This window comes from Thalassospira sp. A40-3, from assembly GCF_015871485.1.
Taxonomy (GTDB): Bacteria; Pseudomonadota; Alphaproteobacteria; order Rhodospirillales; family Thalassospiraceae; genus Thalassospira; species Thalassospira tepidiphila.
Genome location: NZ_CP065428.1, coordinates 3,630,123 through 3,644,331, shown reverse-complemented (window position 1 = coordinate 3,644,331; position 14,209 = coordinate 3,630,123). Strand labels below are relative to the sequence as shown.

Here is a 14,209-nt window from a genome sequence, read left to right as displayed (position 1 = left end):
GTGTCGGGTTTCAGCCGCTGTTGGTGACGTCGTGCAAGGTACCACCTTCGAGCAGCCATTGGGTATGGCCAAACCGCCGGACAAGTTGCCGGTTGTGGGTTGCGATCAGAACGGTGGTGCCGAGTTTGTTGAGCTCTTCAAACAGATAGAGCAATCGCATGGCGATTCGATCATCGACGTTCCCGGTCGGCTCATCGGCCAGAAGCAGGGCGGGGCGGCCAATGACGGCGCGTGCGATGGCAACGCGCTGTTGCTGCCCGCCGGACAGGCGCGATGGCACTGCGTTGATGTGATCGCCAAGCCCGACCCATTCGAGAAGTTCGGTGACGTTTTTGCGAATCTGCAGGTCTTCGACACCGGCAACACGCAGCGGCAGGGCGACGTTTTCGAAGGTCGTCAGATGATTGATCAGCCGGAAATCCTGAAACACCACGCCGATCTTGCGGCGAATCGCCGGCAGTTCTTCGCGCGGGATGCGGATATTATCGCGTCCAAAGATCGAAATTTCGCCGCGTGTCTGGCGCAATGCCAAAAATAAAAGTCGCATCAATGTCGACTTGCCCGCGCCCGATGCCCCGGTCAGGAAATGAAAACTGCCGCGACCGAGCGTAAAATTAAGGTCGCGCAGGATTTCCGGCCCGGATTCATACCGGACTCCGACATTCCTGAAACTGACAACGTCGGTCAAAATTCTTGCTCCATCTGGGCGAATGACGGTTGATACATCGGTGTTTATATCGGCTTTCGTCATGATCCGACAGGGTTGGAAAGTAGCCTTGTCGTGACAATATCGAAAATGAATTAACCGGTTTGGACGGTTTGTCGTCTATTTTGGATACCATTAACAGCCCGATCAGCCAGAGGTTTGATACCCAAATCCGGGCAGCTTCTGTTATCTCTGCTTAACAGTCTGTTAAATCGCCGCTATTTACATATAGTGTAAGGCTTCACTGACGGCACAGGGGGACCGTCAGTCGCAGACAGTTTCACGCCTTCCCCCGTGTTTGATGCCGCCGTCATCGATATGCCAGGTTTGCAATGATCATTACTTGCCCAGAGTGTTCAAAGAAATACTCAGTTAAAACAGAAGCAATCGGTCCGAAAGGCCGAACCGTGCGCTGTAAAAGCTGCGGCAATAGCTGGCATCAGGACCCGCCTGGCGCAAAGAAGCCAGCTCCGGCACCAGCACCCGAAAGTGATATCCCGGCCCCGTTTAACGAGGAAGGCTCGCTGGGGGCTGATTTCAATGCAGATCAGATGGGCGGTGGGCCGGTTGATCCGGGCTTTGAAGAAGCCGACAAGATCCCCGATCCGCCCCCGATTCCCCAGCAGCTGATTCGCAACAATCCAAAGCCGGAGCCCAAAAAGAAAAAGGGCATTGTTGGCTGGATCATCTTCCTGCTGGTGTTGGGCGGGATTGGTGCGGGCGGCTATTTCGCCAAGGATCAGATCATCGAACTGTGGCCGCCGATTGCCAAGGTCTATGACATGGTGGGGCTTGATGTGCCGCATGTCGGCGAAGGCCTTGATATCCGCGAATTGCCGCCGACCCGCGAAGAAGAGGACGGCGTTGACGTTCTTGTTGTTCGCGCCGAGATCGTCAATATCAGTGAAGAACCGCGTGCGCTTCCTTACCTTCTGATCGAGCTTCTTGATCCGCTTGATCGTGTGGTCCAGCGCAAGAAGGTGCCGCTGATTTATGATGAATCGCTGGTTCAGTCCGGTGCGGAAATGCCAATGGTGCAACAGATGCTACCGGTTGGCGAAAGCATGGAAGTCGAAACCAAGATCCGGCGTCCGAACCCGACGGCGACCCGCCTGCAGGTCACCTTCCTTGACCCGCGCGAGGCGGTTGAGCCCTAAGCGGTTCGCGCAAACACCCTGATTATGAGAAAGGCAGCACAACGCGTGCTGCCTTTTTTGTTTTGGGGGTTTCAGTGACCACTCAGAACCGTTTGAGCAAGCGGTCGATATATTCCTGTTCGATCTCCGGGCGTTCGGGATCACCGGACCGGCGGCGGAGCTCCTGCAAGATGCGCCAGGCCCGTTCGAGCGTATTCACATCCGGAATGGTGGTGGTGCCATCGCCACCGACGGGCCGGCCCAGCGGATCACGGCGCCCGGACCCTTCGAGGTCTTCGAGCATCGGGGCGAGCTGGCTGAGCCCTTCAAGCGCACGGCTGATTTCGCCAATGCCCTGTTGCAGGGCATCCATGGCTTGTCGCTGATATTGCAGGGCCTCGTGCGATCGGTTGTTGCCAAGTGCCTCTGCCGCGCCGCGCATGGCATCAATCACCGAATTCATGCCGCTGACATCGCCAAACTGGCCAAGACCGGGATCGTTGAGGATTTCACCGGCATCGTCGGCCAGGCCCTGTTGCTGGTTTGCACGCGGGCCATTGCCGTTCTGGGTGGAGGCATTGTCGCCTTCATTCATCAGGTCCTGCTGACGGCGCGACAGATCGCGCATGCCGTCCAGCATTTCGCGCAGGGTCGATGTGATATCCATGCCGCCCTGACCGGTGGTGACCTGCATGTTTTCGACCAGTTCGCGCAGACGATCGATCAACTGGCGGGCCTGATCACGCGCACCGGCACGCATCAGGGCATCGATCTGATCGATGATGCGTGACAGGTCCTGTTGTTCAAGTGTCGCACTGCCGGGCGGGAGTTCTTCTTCGGCCTGTTCCGGGCTTTCGCGCATCATGGCGGCAAGATATTCATTCAGCGCCTGACGATATTCTTCAATCAGGCGGGCAATTTCGCTTTCGGTGACATCGGGGTTGGCAAGGGCCTCCAGCAGGCGTTCCTCGGCCTCCATCAGGTTGCGTTCGGCAATGCCGTAGGAACCACGCTCGATCTCCTCGGCGACATGCCACAGAAGGCCTGCGACATCCTGATGGGTGGCGCGGTTTTGCAGGTTCGATGCCAACCTGCTTTCGGCCACGGAAAGGGTCAGGAACACACCAAGATGGCCGTTAAAGGCCTGCGGGGCGAACAGGATCGGCAACAGCGCCTGATGCATTTCTAGCGCCCGGTCTGGATAGCGCAGCAAACCACGCCGGATATCAATCAGCTTTTGCGCCACCGGATGGCTGAATTCCCGTTCGGGCAGCATCAGGGAACGGATATCGCTTTCGGCGCGCTGATCGGCGTTATCGTTTGATACCATCTGGATATTGACCGGCAAGCCCGCCCAGGGATGGGCGACAAGATCAATAAAGCGCGGGCCTTCGATGCGGGTCGGCATGGCACCGGCACTGCTTGTAACGCCAGCGGCGTCGCCCTTGAGATCAATTACCACCTGATCAATCGGGCCATATTGTTTGATCGTGCCGTCCTCGGCCGCAGGCGTGATCACCAGATCAAGACTGGCGAGGCCATAATCATCACTGGCAACGTAATCAAGGCGCACGTGATCGCGCCGGGTGATGGTTGGCGGACTGACGAAGGACAAGCTTGGCACATTATCGGCCAGCAATTCGATATCAAGGGTCAGCCGATCATTGCCCCAGACCGATATGCGCCATTGGCCCGGCTGGTCAATGGCGGTGGACAGCACATAGCTGTTCTCAGCCCCCTCGGTAAAGGATTGCGTGCCGGTCGGGGTGGTCAGGGTCGGCTCCCAGATGCTTGTGATGCTGCCATCAAGGGTCGATCCCGCCGGGACCTGAACAGTGATGACGTCGCTGGTCTTGTCAGAGGTCGCATTACCTGCGTTTTCGGATTGGCGAGCACCTGAGGCATCGGTATCGGACAGGGCACTGAACTGTAAGATGCGGGGTATTTGCCCGGTATAGGCCGGTGGGGTGACCCAAAGGGTCGCGCTGAAGTCGGCCGCACCAAGGCGCTGAAGCGGGCTGAAGGCCTTTGAAAAGCGTTCCTCGGCATGGTCAAGGCCGGTCATCAGGCCGACAAACACCAGCAACACAGGAATGGCGGTCAGGCCAAAGCGGTCGACGCGGGTGATCGCGGGCAGGGGGCGCGACAGTCGGAGCTTTGCCAGTGCGGCTTCATGCAGGCCCAGTTGACGCTGCCAGAGGTAGCTGGTCAGTGGGTCGTCGGTTTCGGGGACGTGATCTTCAAGGCTTTGCAGCGGGTTGTTATCAAGATGGTTGTCCACCTCGATCCGGTGCAGGACGTCCCGGCGCGTGGGCATTTTGAAATTGCGCCACGGGGCGACCACGGCAACCATGACCGCGACCGACAGGACAGACAGCAACATGATGTGCCCGGTGGCAGGCAGAAGTTCAAACGTTCCGGTCAGGGTCAGACCCACGACCAAAAGCCCGATCGAAAGGGCCGGGATCAGACAGGGCCAGACAGATTCCCACACCATCACCAAGCGCGTCTTGCGCACATGGCGTTCCATCTTGGGATAAGGTGGTATCAACGACATGCCTTTGAGCCCTGCTTGCCGACATATTGCGCGTTGTATCCGGCATTCTGGCACAACCCGCTTCTTTAAAGCTTGGTCTTTTGGCAGGGCGGGTCAAGCAATTCGACGGGATTGGGCAAAATAAAAGGGCGGCTGACAAATGGCCAGCCGCCCCGAAAGCGTTAAAAGCCGAAACGAAATGCCGGTCTTATGCGTTGCTGAGCCAGGAGGGGACCAGATCCATATTGATCAGATCGTCAATTTCCTGACGCGGGCGGACGATGGCAAAGTTGTTGCCCTTGACCAGTACTTCGGGTGTCAGCGCACGGGTGTTGTAGGTCGATGACATGACCGCGCCATAGGCCCCCGCCGACATGACAGCGACCAGATCACCGGCCTTTAGGTCATCAGGAAGGTCGCGGTCCTTGCCAAATGTGTCACCGGTTTCGCAAACCGGGCCGACCACATCAACCTTGACCTGCTTGTCACCGTCAGTCTGTTCATCGACCGGGATGATTTCGTGATAGGCGCCATACAGTGTCGGGCGGATCAGGTCGTTCATCGCGGCATCAAGAATGACAAAGCGTTTGGCTTCGCCATCTTTGATATACATGACGCGCGATACCATGATCCCGGCATTGCCGGCAATCAAACGGCCCGGTTCCAGCGTGATGTGGCAGCCAAGATGGCCGACGGTTTCGCGCACCATCTGACCATAGGCATCGGGAAGCGGCGGCGTTTCACCCTGATAGGCAATGCCAAGCCCGCCACCGAGATCAAGATTGCGGATATCGATGCCCTCAGATCGCAACTGTTCAACCAGACCGGCCAGACGTGTAAATGCCTCGCGGAAGGGGGCAAGGTCGGTCAACTGGGAGCCGATATGCATGGCGATCCCGGTAACCTCGATGCCGTCCATGGCGGCGGCTTCGCGGTAAACCTCGATCGCGCGGGTCCAGTCGATGCCGAATTTGTTTTCAGCCTTGCCGGTCGCGATCTTTTCGTGGGTTTTGGCATCGACATGCGGGTTGACGCGCAGCGCAATGCGCGCCTTTTTGCCCATGTCGATGGCAACACGGTTCAGCTCAACCAGTTCGGGGATGCTTTCGACATTGATCTGGGCAATGTCGGCGTCAAGGGCTTCGCGCATTTCGGCATCGGCCTTGCCAACCCCGGAAAAGATGATCTTTGCCGGGGGCATGCCCGCACGCAACGCACGGCGCATTTCGCCAACCGAAACAACGTCCGCACCCGCACCAAGATTGGCGAGTGTTTTCAGGACTGCCTGATTGGAGTTTGCCTTAACGGCAAAGCACACGGTGGCATCAAGGCCGTCAAATGCGTCGGCATAGACCTTGTAATGGCGTTCCAGTGTCGCGGTCGAATAGCAGAAGAACGGGGTTCCGACCTTGTCAGCCATTTCCCGGATCGAGACGCCTTCGGCGTAAAGTTCGCTGTTGATATATTCAAAATGGTTCATTGGGCCGGGTAATCCCTTGGATATTCATAACCTTTGTCGGTCGGCGGTTCGAGCGGGCCTTTTTTGCCGCACGCCGCAACGGAAAGCCCCAACATGATGGCAAGCGCAACAATGGTGCCGCGTTTCAACAGGTTACTGTTCATTTGAGGAACCTTTCCTTTGCCGCCGCAACGGATTCCTTGACCCGGACCGGGGCGGTGCCGCCAAAGCTTTGGCGGGCGGCAACCGATGCCTCGACTGTCAGCACATCATAAACCGCATTGGTGATCTTGGGTTCGATGCCCTGCAGGTCTTCAAGCGACAGCTGATCAAGGTCGCAGCCCTTGGTTTCGGCAAGCTTCACGGTCGCGCCAACCACGTGATGCGCATCACGGAATGGCATGCCAAGTTCGGCAACCAGCCAGTCGGCAAGGTCGGTGGCGGTGGTGTAACCCGCACCGGCAGCGGCACGCATATTATCGGCAAAGACCTTCATGTCGGCGATCATGCCGGTCATGGCCGCAACGCACAGACCAAGATGGTCATGGGCCTGGAAGACCGGTTCCTTGTCTTCCTGCATGTCCTTGGAATAGGCCAGTGGCAGCCCCTTCATCGACAGCATCAAACCGTTATAGCAGCCAACAATACGCCCGATCTTGGAGCGGATCAGTTCCGCCGCATCCGGGTTGCGTTTTTGCGGCATGATCGATGAGCCGGTCGAAAACTTGTCAGACATGCCGATAAAGCGGAACTGGGCCGAACACCAGATGACCATTTCTTCGGCCAAGCGCGACAGATGCATGGCAGCAATCGATGCGGCATTAAGGTATTCAAGCGCAAAGTCACGATCCGATACCGCATCGAGCGAGTTCGCCGTCGGGCGATCAAAGCCAAGCGCAGTTGCCGTCATATGACGGTCAATCGGATAGGGTGTGCCAGCAAGGGCGGCTGAGCCTAGCGGGTTTTCGTTGATACGGGTGCGGCAATCGGCAACACGCCCGCGATCACGGCCAAACATTTCGACATAGGCCAGAAGATGATGACCAAAGGTGACCGGCTGGGCGGCCTGCAGGTGGGTGAAGCCCGGCATGATGGTCTCAGCATGGGTTTCAGCCTGTGCAATCAGGGCTTCCTGAAGGCCTTTGAGGCCGACCTCAAGATCGCCAAGTGCAACGTCACGGACCCAGAGTTTGAAGTCGGTCGCGACCTGATCATTGCGTGAACGTGCGGTATGCAGCCGACCAGCCGCCGGGCCGATCAATTCGCGCAGGCGGCTTTCGACATTCATGTGGATGTCTTCAAGGGCGGCGGAGAATTTGAACTCGCCGCTCTCGATTTCTTGAAGAATCTGGTCTAGACCGTTGGTGATCTTTTCGCCATCTTCAGCAGGAATGATGTTCTGCTTGACCAGCATGGCGCAGTGGGCCTTGGAGCCCTGAATGTCCTGGGCGTAAAGGCGTTTGTCAAAACCGATGGAAGCGTTGATTTCTTCCATGATGGCTGACGGGCCTGCTTCGAAGCGGCCGCCCCAAAGGGAGTTTGCGTTTTTCTGGTCAGTGGCGTTTTGATCGGTCATCGTGATCCGCAGTCTTGGAAAGGTGGGTGTTGTGAAAGCATTGCTTCGTTACGTAAAACTTGGCGTGATTGTCGCCATCTCGGGCATTTATGCAACCCCTGCCTTTGCTGATACGCAATTACCGCAAGAACTTTCAAAGATGGTCATGCCATCGGATGGGGGTTCTTTGCCCGAAGATCTGGCGTTTGTCGATGAAAATGGCAATGAGGTCGCCTTTAACAGCCTGAAAGGACAGGTTGTTCTGGTCAATCTGTGGGCGACCTGGTGCGTGCCGTGCGTCAAGGAAATGCCCGAACTTGATCAGTTGGCGGTCGAGATGGCCGATAAGCCGTTCCGGGTTCTGGCCCTTAGTCAGGACCGCGGTGGGGCCGATGCGGTCCGCGAATTCTTTGAAACCAATGGAATCGAGAACCTTGATATCGTTCTTGATCCGCGTGGTGCGATTGCGCGCCAGATGGGGGCACGCGGCCTTCCGACCAGTTTTGTCTATGACGCCAAGGGTGATTTGCGCGGCAAGCTTGAAGGCATTGCGCGTTGGGATGCGCCAGAGGTCATCACCTATTTCGATCAGTTGATTGATCAGACGTCCTGAGCCCAACTGACACGGTCTTAGGCGTTGCCTTCGATCAGCGACAGAACATCGGCAAGGCGGGGTGCGGCCTCGGCTGCGCCATTGTTGGTGGTGGAAAGCGCACCGGTGGCGCAGGCAAAGCGCACGGCATCCTTGAGCGGCTGACCACCATGCAGGGCGACGGCCAAGCCAGCGTTGAAGCAATCGCCAGCTCCGACCGTATCAACCGTGTTGACCACAAAGCCCGGAACCATGCCGGTTTGCCCACCCGATGAATAGAACGCACCATCGCCGCCCATTTTGATGATGACGGTTTCCGGGCCCATGTCATGCAGCTTGATGCTGGCGGCACGGGCGGTGGCCTCATCCACCGGATCAATGCCGGTGAGGGCCAAGCATTCGCTTTGGTTCGGGGTGACGATATGGGTCAGGGCCAACAGGTCGCGCATGACGACCAGATCGGCGACCGGGGCCGGGTCAAGAATGACCTTTGCATTGCCTTCGCGGGCATATTTGATCGCGCAGTCAATGGCCACCACCGGACATTCAAGCTGCAACAGCAGATAGTCGCAGTTGCGCAGGAGTTCCTGTTTTTCATGAAGGTCGTTTCGGGTCATGGTCATGTTGGCCCCGCCCACGACCGTGATCATGTTTTCACCCGCCTCATCGATCGAGATCAGGGCAATGCCGGTTTGTGCTTCGTCGGCGACGATCAGGTTGGTGGTATCCAGCCCCTCGGTGGCAAGGGTTTCGATCAGTTGTTTGCCCAACATGTCATCGCCAAGCTTGGAGATGAACACAGGGGAAACGCCAAGTCTGGCGACGGCAAGTGCCTGATTGCATCCTTTGCCGCCCGGTCCGGTCTTGTAAGCCCGGGAGGAAACCGTTTGTCCCCGAACAGGAAGCTTCGCCACACGGGCCGCAAAATCAAAGTTCGAGCTTCCAACAACTGCAATCGTCATAATCGTCCGCGTTTATAAATGAATTCCACTAAGTTAATGTTGTTCTCAGATCAGGGGTTTAAAGGGCGATGTCGCCAAAATCTATCGAGATCATCAAAATGTTATGGATCCGCGTTGCAGCCGGTCCGTCTGATCAGGCGATCAGACGGTCAGTCAGGGGTGAATTCGTCTGACAATGCAGCGTAAATGCGCTGGAATTTGGCAAAGCGCGGCTGGTAGGCATCATGGCGGGTTAGGTCAGGTTCAATCACTTCTTCGATTGCGGGTTTGACGCAAACGTCTGCAACCGGTTCCTTGGTCAGGGCCAGACGGGCCAGTCGGGCGGCACCAAAGGCCGGGCCCTTGGTCGCGCCTTCATAGCGGGCAAGTGGCTTGCCCAGGATGTCGGCGATCATCTTGATCCAGTAGCGACTGCGGGCACCGCCGCCGATCACGCCGGGCAGGTCGCACTGGGTTCCGGCCTTGTGCAGGCGGGACTTGGCATCGCGGAGGGCAAAGCCGACCCCTTCGAGCACCGCCTGAACCATGGTTTCGCGGTCCGTATCGCTGCCCAGACCAAAGAATACGCCCCGGGCATGCGGATTGTTGTGTGGGGTGCGTTCGCCGTTGAGGTAGGGCAGGAACAGGATATCAGATGGGGCGTCGTGTTGGGCCTCGACCCGGTTGAGCAATGCGGTAATGTCGGCCTCGCCCAGAAGGTCGGCCGCCCATTTCAGGCAACTGGCCCCGTTAAGCAGGACCGCCATCTGGAACCAGTGGTCCGGGATGGCGTGGGCAAAGCTGTGCAGCAGTTCTTCGGGCTTGGGACGGTATTTGTCCGAGGCGACAAAGATCTGCGACGAGGTGCCCAGCGAAATGAAGCCATCGCCATGGGAAACCGCCCCGACCCCGATGCCACCGGTTGCCGCATCACCGCCACCCCCGGCAATGATGACGTCGTCCCGCATGCCCCAACGGTCGACCAATGTTGCGCGCAGCGTACCTGTGATATCCGATCCCTCGACCAGATGCGGCAGTTGATCGCGGGTCAAACCACAGGCTTCGATCGCACTTTGGTTCCAGCTTCGGCTTTGTTCATCAAGCCAAAGCGTGCCCGCCGCATCCGACATTTCGGTGGCCTTATCGCCTGAGAGGCAAAAGCGGATGTAATCCTTGGGCAGCAGGATGGTTTTGATTTTGGCAAAGACATCCGGTTCGTGTTTTTGCAGCCAGATCAGTTTGGGCGCCGTCATGCCCGACATGGTGGCAACGCCCGCCTGTTGGCCAAGATCGGGCAGGGCGGCATCAAGTTCAGCGCATTCGCGGGTGGCGCGACCATCATTCCACAGGATCGCCGGGCGAAGTGGCTTGTCATCCGCGCCCAGCAATGTCGCACCATGCATCTGACCCGACAGACCGATTGCACGGGTTGCGGCAATTGCCGTCGGGTTTTGGCGGTGCAAGTCATCGATGGCGCGCAAGGTTGCGTCCCACCAGTCGGTGGGGTTTTGTTCGCTCCAGAACGGTTTGGGGCTGGAAACGCGTAAAGGGACATCAGCCTCGGCAAGGGTGACCGAGTTTTCGTCAATCAGTAGTGCCTTGACTGCCGATGTGCCGACATCAATTCCGAGATACATGTTCGGACGGCCTCCAGAACCGTTTGATTTTTCCCGACATCATGATTGTGCGGGTTAGAGCAAGGTCTATTCCAGATGGTTGGGCAGTGGATTGCAACAAAAAAAGCCGCTGCGGGGCAGCGGCTTTGATGTCGTAACGCCAGTCCTGGCGTGCAACCGCTTAGCGGGTCGGGGTCGGTTCGTCGCCGCTATAGTCATAGAAGCCACGGCCAGCCTTGCGGCCAAGCCATCCGGCTTCGACATATTTGACCAGAAGCGGGCACGGGCGATACTTGGTATCGGCCAGACCATCATGCAGGACATGCATGATCGACAGGCAGGTATCGAGACCAATAAAGTCTGCCAGTTGCAGCGGGCCCATCGGATGGTTCGCACCCAGACGCATCGCGGTATCGATGGACTCGACATTCCCCACGCCTTCGTAAAGGGTGTAGATCGCCTCGTTGATCATCGGAAGCAGGATACGGTTGACGATAAAGGCCGGGAAATCTTCGGCGCTTGCCGTGTCCTTTCCGAGCTTTTTGGTCAGTTCATGAATGGTGCGATAGGTGGTTTCGTCCGTGGCAATACCACGGATCAGTTCCACCAGTTTCATCAGCGGCACCGGGTTCATGAAGTGCATGCCCATGAACTTCGCCGGGCGGTCGGTATAGGACGCCAGACGGGTGACCGAAATCGAAGAGGTGTTGGTCGCGATGATCGCTTCCGGGCCGAGCACCGGGCACAGAGCCTTGAAGATCTGTTTCTTGATCTCTTCGTTCTCGGTTGCCGCTTCGATGACCAGGTCACAGTCAGACAGGAAGGTATATTCCGTTCCGGTTGAGATCAGTTTCAAAGCCGCATCTTTTTGCGCTGCGGTAATGATCTCTTTTTTGACCTGACGGTCCATGTTCTTTTCCATCACGCCGATGGCCTTATCAAGGGCATCTTGCGAGATGTCGAGAATTCGGACGTCGTAACCGGCCAGTGCGATCACATGCGCAATACCATTGCCCATCTGACCGGCGCCGATTACGCCAATGGTTTTGATATCTTCCAACGAAGCCATTTGTTCCCCACTCGTCCCCAAGGGTCAAAACAAGAGTATGCGTTGCCTTGACCCTAAAGGGGATCAGATTATTTGTCGAGTTCGCTCGCCAGAGCGGGAAGGGCCTCGAACAGGTCACCGACAAGTCCGTAATCCGCTACCGAGAAGATCGGCGCTTCTTCGTCCTTGTTGATCGCGACAATGACCTTACTGTCCTTCATGCCGGCAAGGTGCTGAATAGCACCCGAAATGCCTACAGCAATGTATAGCTGCGGTGCAACAACTTTGCCGGTCTGGCCGACCTGCCAGTCGTTGGGGGCATAGCCCGCATCAACCGCAGCGCGAGAAGCGCCAATCGCAGCGCCGAGTTTGTCGGCAATCGGTTCGATCAGGTGGAAGTTTTCACCTGAACCCATGCCACGACCGCCAGAGATGACGATGCTTGCAGCGGTGAGTTCCGGACGTTCCGACTCGGTCAGTTCCTGACCTACGAAGGTCGACTTGCCGGCATCGGATGCAACAGCAACGTCTTCGATGGATGCAGAACCGCCTTCGGCGGCGACCGGATCAAAGCCGGTGGTACGGACAGTGATCAGTTTGAGTGCGTCTGCCGACTGCACGGTTGCCATGGCGTTACCGGCATAGATCGGACGCACAAAGGTATCGGCATCGACAACATCGGTGATGTCGGAAATCTGTGCGACGTCTTTTTTGGCAGCAACGCGCGGCATGAAGTTTTTGCCCGTCGAAGAAGCCGAGGTGAGAATGTGGCTGTAATCGCCCGCCAGTTCACCAACCAGACCCGCCATGTTTTCCGCAAGGAAATGGCCATAGGCTGCGTTGTCTGCGAGGAGAACCTTGGAGACACCTTCGACCTTGGCAGCAGCTTCGGCAACGGCCTTGCAGCCTTCGCCAGCCACGAGAACGGTGATGTCGCCACCGATTTTCTGAGCAGCAGCAACGGTGTTAAGCGTGCCACCCTTCAGTTCGGTATTGTCGTGTTCGGCAATAACAAGAATGCTCATTTGATTGATCCCCGCTTAGATTACTTTTGCTTCGTTGCGGAGCTTGTCGACAAGCTCTGCGACGTCGGCAACTTTGACACCTGCCTGACGTGCTTCCGGTTCGGAAACTTTCAGGGTTTTCAGGCGCGGCGCGGTATCAACACCAAGGTCGGCCGGGCTCAGGGTATCGAGCGGCTTTTTCTTGGCTTTCATGATGTTCGGCAGCGACGCATAACGCGGCTCGTTGAGGCGCAGGTCGGTGGTAACGATTGCCGGAAGATCAATCTTGATGGTTTCAAGACCACCGTCGATTTCACGCGTGACATCAAGTTTGCCGTCAGCAACGACAACCTTGGACGCGAAGGTGCCCTGCGGCCAATCCAGCAGCGCGGCCAGCATCTGACCGGTCTGGTTGGCGTCATCGTCAATTGCCTGTTTGCCGAGGATCACGAGATCCGGGCTTTCCTTGGCAACGACTTCTTTCAGAAGCTTTGCAACAGCCAGCGGCTGGAGTTCGTCCTCGGTTTCAACCAGAATGCCGCGATCGGCACCCATGGCGAGGGCCGTGCGCAGGGTTTCCTGGCACTGTTTAACGCCGAGCGACACAGCAACCACTTCGGTGGCGGTGCCCGCTTCCTTGAGGCGGATGGCCTCTTCAACGGCGATTTCGTCAAACGGGTTCATGGACATCTTAACGTTGTTCAACTCAACGCCAGACTGGTCCTGTTTGACACGGATCTTGACGTTGTAATCCACAACGCGCTTAACGGCGACAAGAACCTTCATGACAGACCTGTTCGTTTTTGTTGTCGAAACTGCGGGTTTGCTCCCTGCCAAGGCAGTTTGCGTTGGCCCGCATGGTAATGTTTTCCCCGCGACGCACAATAGGTAGTGCTACGCAGGTTGTCAATTTACGTAAAGGTGTTGACGTTAACGACAACTACTTCACGAAAATCTTGATGCCCTTCGCCGTCTTGATACGGCAAAAATCCGCAAGGGAACAAGGATTTTGTCCGATAATCTTGTTATCACGTCAGTTTATCGGGTCAGCCCGGGCTTCCAGAGAACATCATCCTTGCCGCCATTATTGGCGTGGCGGGCCAGAACAAACATGTGGTCTGACAGCCGGTTGATATAGCGCACGGCCTCGGGATTGATCTTCTCGATCCCGGCCAGTTCGACGATAAGGCGTTCGGCCCGGCGCGAAACGGTGCGCGCGACATGTAGCTGTGCCGAAAGCGCACTGCCACCGGGCAGGACAAAGGATTTTAGTGGATCAAGGGCTTCGTTGATCTGATCGATCTCGGCCTCTAGGCGTTCGGTTTGCTTGGCGGTGATGCGAAGGGCGGGCCGTTCGGGGTTATCGTCGCTGCCATCGCCGGGTGTGCACAGATCAGCCCCCAGATCGAAAAGATCGTTCTGGATTCGGGCCAGCATCTCATCGACGTTGCCGTCCGCATGCAGGCGGGCGACACCAATCACGGCATTGGTTTCATCAACGGTGCCATAGGCCTCTACGCGCACATCATTTTTGGCAACGCGCGTGCCATTGCCAAGGGCGGTTTTGCCCTTGTCACCGGATTTTGTATAGATACGAGTCAGTTGAACCATGTGCC

Annotated in this window: 13 protein-coding genes; 2 read left to right on the top strand and 11 right to left on the bottom strand. The window is 57.2% G+C overall.

Going from position 1 to position 14,209, the window contains the following annotated elements; genetic code table 11:
• Positions 1-10: 10 nt before the first annotated feature.
• The gene (gene ftsE / locus IT893_RS16720; RefSeq protein ID WP_008889155.1) at positions 11-688 is read right to left on the bottom strand and encodes a cell division ATP-binding protein FtsE; all 678 of its coding nucleotides are present in this window, start codon (positions 686-688) and stop codon (positions 11-13) included.
• 350 nt (positions 689-1,038) lie between these two features.
• On the opposite strand from ftsE, the gene IT893_RS16715 reads away from it, so the two are divergent.
• Positions 1,039-1,863, top strand: coding sequence for a DUF3426 domain-containing protein (locus tag IT893_RS16715; protein WP_083952689.1), 825 nt, complete (start codon positions 1,039-1,041; stop codon positions 1,861-1,863).
• Positions 1,864-1,945: 82 nt separating this feature from the next.
• On the opposite strand, the gene IT893_RS16710 is transcribed toward IT893_RS16715, so the two are convergent.
• From IT893_RS16710 to argH, 4 genes are all read right to left on the bottom strand, one after another.
• Positions 1,946-4,399 (bottom strand): DUF4175 domain-containing protein, encoded by a 2,454-nt coding sequence (locus tag IT893_RS16710; protein WP_197146053.1) that lies wholly within the window; start codon positions 4,397-4,399, stop codon positions 1,946-1,948.
• A gap of 187 nt (positions 4,400-4,586) precedes the next feature.
• The gene (lysA, locus tag IT893_RS16705) at positions 4,587-5,858 is read right to left on the bottom strand and encodes a diaminopimelate decarboxylase (RefSeq protein WP_197146052.1); all 1,272 of its coding nucleotides are present in this window, start codon (positions 5,856-5,858) and stop codon (positions 4,587-4,589) included.
• Positions 5,855-6,001 carry a lipoprotein gene (locus tag IT893_RS16700; RefSeq protein WP_197146051.1) on the bottom strand — a complete coding sequence of 49 codons (147 nt, stop codon included), beginning with the start codon at positions 5,999-6,001 and terminating at the stop codon, positions 5,855-5,857. Before IT893_RS16700 ends, lysA begins: the two co-directional genes overlap by 4 nt.
• On the bottom strand, positions 5,998-7,413 hold the full coding sequence (argH, locus tag IT893_RS16695) for an argininosuccinate lyase (protein ID WP_064779863.1): 1,416 nt from the start codon (positions 7,411-7,413) through the stop codon (positions 5,998-6,000). Before argH ends, IT893_RS16700 begins: the two co-directional genes overlap by 4 nt.
• Positions 7,414-7,444: 31 nt before the next feature.
• Here argH and IT893_RS16690 point away from each other — a divergent pair, with 31 nt between their 5' ends.
• Positions 7,445-8,005 carry a TlpA disulfide reductase family protein gene (locus IT893_RS16690; RefSeq protein WP_197146050.1) on the top strand — a complete coding sequence of 187 codons (561 nt, stop codon included), beginning with the start codon at positions 7,445-7,447 and terminating at the stop codon, positions 8,003-8,005.
• A gap of 17 nt (positions 8,006-8,022) precedes the next feature.
• Here IT893_RS16690 and rbsK read toward each other — a convergent pair whose 3' ends face one another.
• The 6 genes from rbsK to IT893_RS16660 form a co-directional block, all read right to left on the bottom strand.
• Positions 8,023-8,946, bottom strand: coding sequence for a ribokinase (gene rbsK, locus IT893_RS16685; RefSeq protein WP_197146049.1), 924 nt, complete (start codon positions 8,944-8,946; stop codon positions 8,023-8,025).
• A gap of 149 nt (positions 8,947-9,095) precedes the next feature.
• The gene (gene xylB, locus IT893_RS16680) at positions 9,096-10,562 is read right to left on the bottom strand and encodes a xylulokinase (protein WP_197146048.1); all 1,467 of its coding nucleotides are present in this window, start codon (positions 10,560-10,562) and stop codon (positions 9,096-9,098) included.
• A 160-nt stretch (positions 10,563-10,722) separates the two neighbouring features.
• Positions 10,723-11,610 carry a 3-hydroxybutyryl-CoA dehydrogenase gene (locus IT893_RS16675; RefSeq protein ID WP_064779860.1) on the bottom strand — a complete coding sequence of 296 codons (888 nt, stop codon included), beginning with the start codon at positions 11,608-11,610 and terminating at the stop codon, positions 10,723-10,725.
• A 68-nt stretch (positions 11,611-11,678) separates the two neighbouring features.
• Positions 11,679-12,614 (bottom strand): electron transfer flavoprotein subunit alpha/FixB family protein, encoded by a 936-nt coding sequence (locus IT893_RS16670; protein WP_197146047.1) that lies wholly within the window; start codon positions 12,612-12,614, stop codon positions 11,679-11,681.
• A gap of 15 nt (positions 12,615-12,629) precedes the next feature.
• Positions 12,630-13,379: an electron transfer flavoprotein subunit beta/FixA family protein gene (locus tag IT893_RS16665; RefSeq protein ID WP_008889166.1), complete on the bottom strand. Its 750-nt coding sequence runs from the start codon at positions 13,377-13,379 to the stop codon at positions 12,630-12,632.
• 252 nt (positions 13,380-13,631) lie between these two features.
• Positions 13,632-14,204 carry a cob(I)yrinic acid a,c-diamide adenosyltransferase gene (locus tag IT893_RS16660; protein ID WP_197146046.1) on the bottom strand — a complete coding sequence of 191 codons (573 nt, stop codon included), beginning with the start codon at positions 14,202-14,204 and terminating at the stop codon, positions 13,632-13,634.
• Positions 14,205-14,209: the final 5 nt, after the last annotated feature.

Coding starts and splice junctions, on each gene's coding strand:
- IT893_RS16660 (WP_197146046.1), bottom strand. CDS start 14,204: ATGGTTCAACTGACTCGTATCTATACAAAATCCGGTGACAAGGGCAAA.
- lysA (WP_197146052.1), bottom strand. CDS start 5,858: ATGAACCATTTTGAATATATCAACAGCGAACTTTACGCCGAAGGCGTC.
- xylB (WP_197146048.1), bottom strand. CDS start 10,562: ATGTATCTCGGAATTGATGTCGGCACATCGGCAGTCAAGGCACTACTG.
- IT893_RS16700 (WP_197146051.1), bottom strand. CDS start 6,001: ATGAACAGTAACCTGTTGAAACGCGGCACCATTGTTGCGCTTGCCATC.
- IT893_RS16715 (WP_083952689.1), top strand. CDS start 1,039: ATGATCATTACTTGCCCAGAGTGTTCAAAGAAATACTCAGTTAAAACA.
- IT893_RS16675 (WP_064779860.1), bottom strand. CDS start 11,610: ATGGCTTCGTTGGAAGATATCAAAACCATTGGCGTAATCGGCGCCGGT.
- IT893_RS16710 (WP_197146053.1), bottom strand. CDS start 4,399: ATGTCGTTGATACCACCTTATCCCAAGATGGAACGCCATGTGCGCAAG.
- argH (WP_064779863.1), bottom strand. CDS start 7,413: ATGACCGATCAAAACGCCACTGACCAGAAAAACGCAAACTCCCTTTGG.
- IT893_RS16665 (WP_008889166.1), bottom strand. CDS start 13,379: ATGAAGGTTCTTGTCGCCGTTAAGCGCGTTGTGGATTACAACGTCAAG.
- IT893_RS16670 (WP_197146047.1), bottom strand. CDS start 12,614: ATGAGCATTCTTGTTATTGCCGAACACGACAATACCGAACTGAAGGGT.
- rbsK (WP_197146049.1), bottom strand. CDS start 8,946: ATGACGATTGCAGTTGTTGGAAGCTCGAACTTTGATTTTGCGGCCCGT.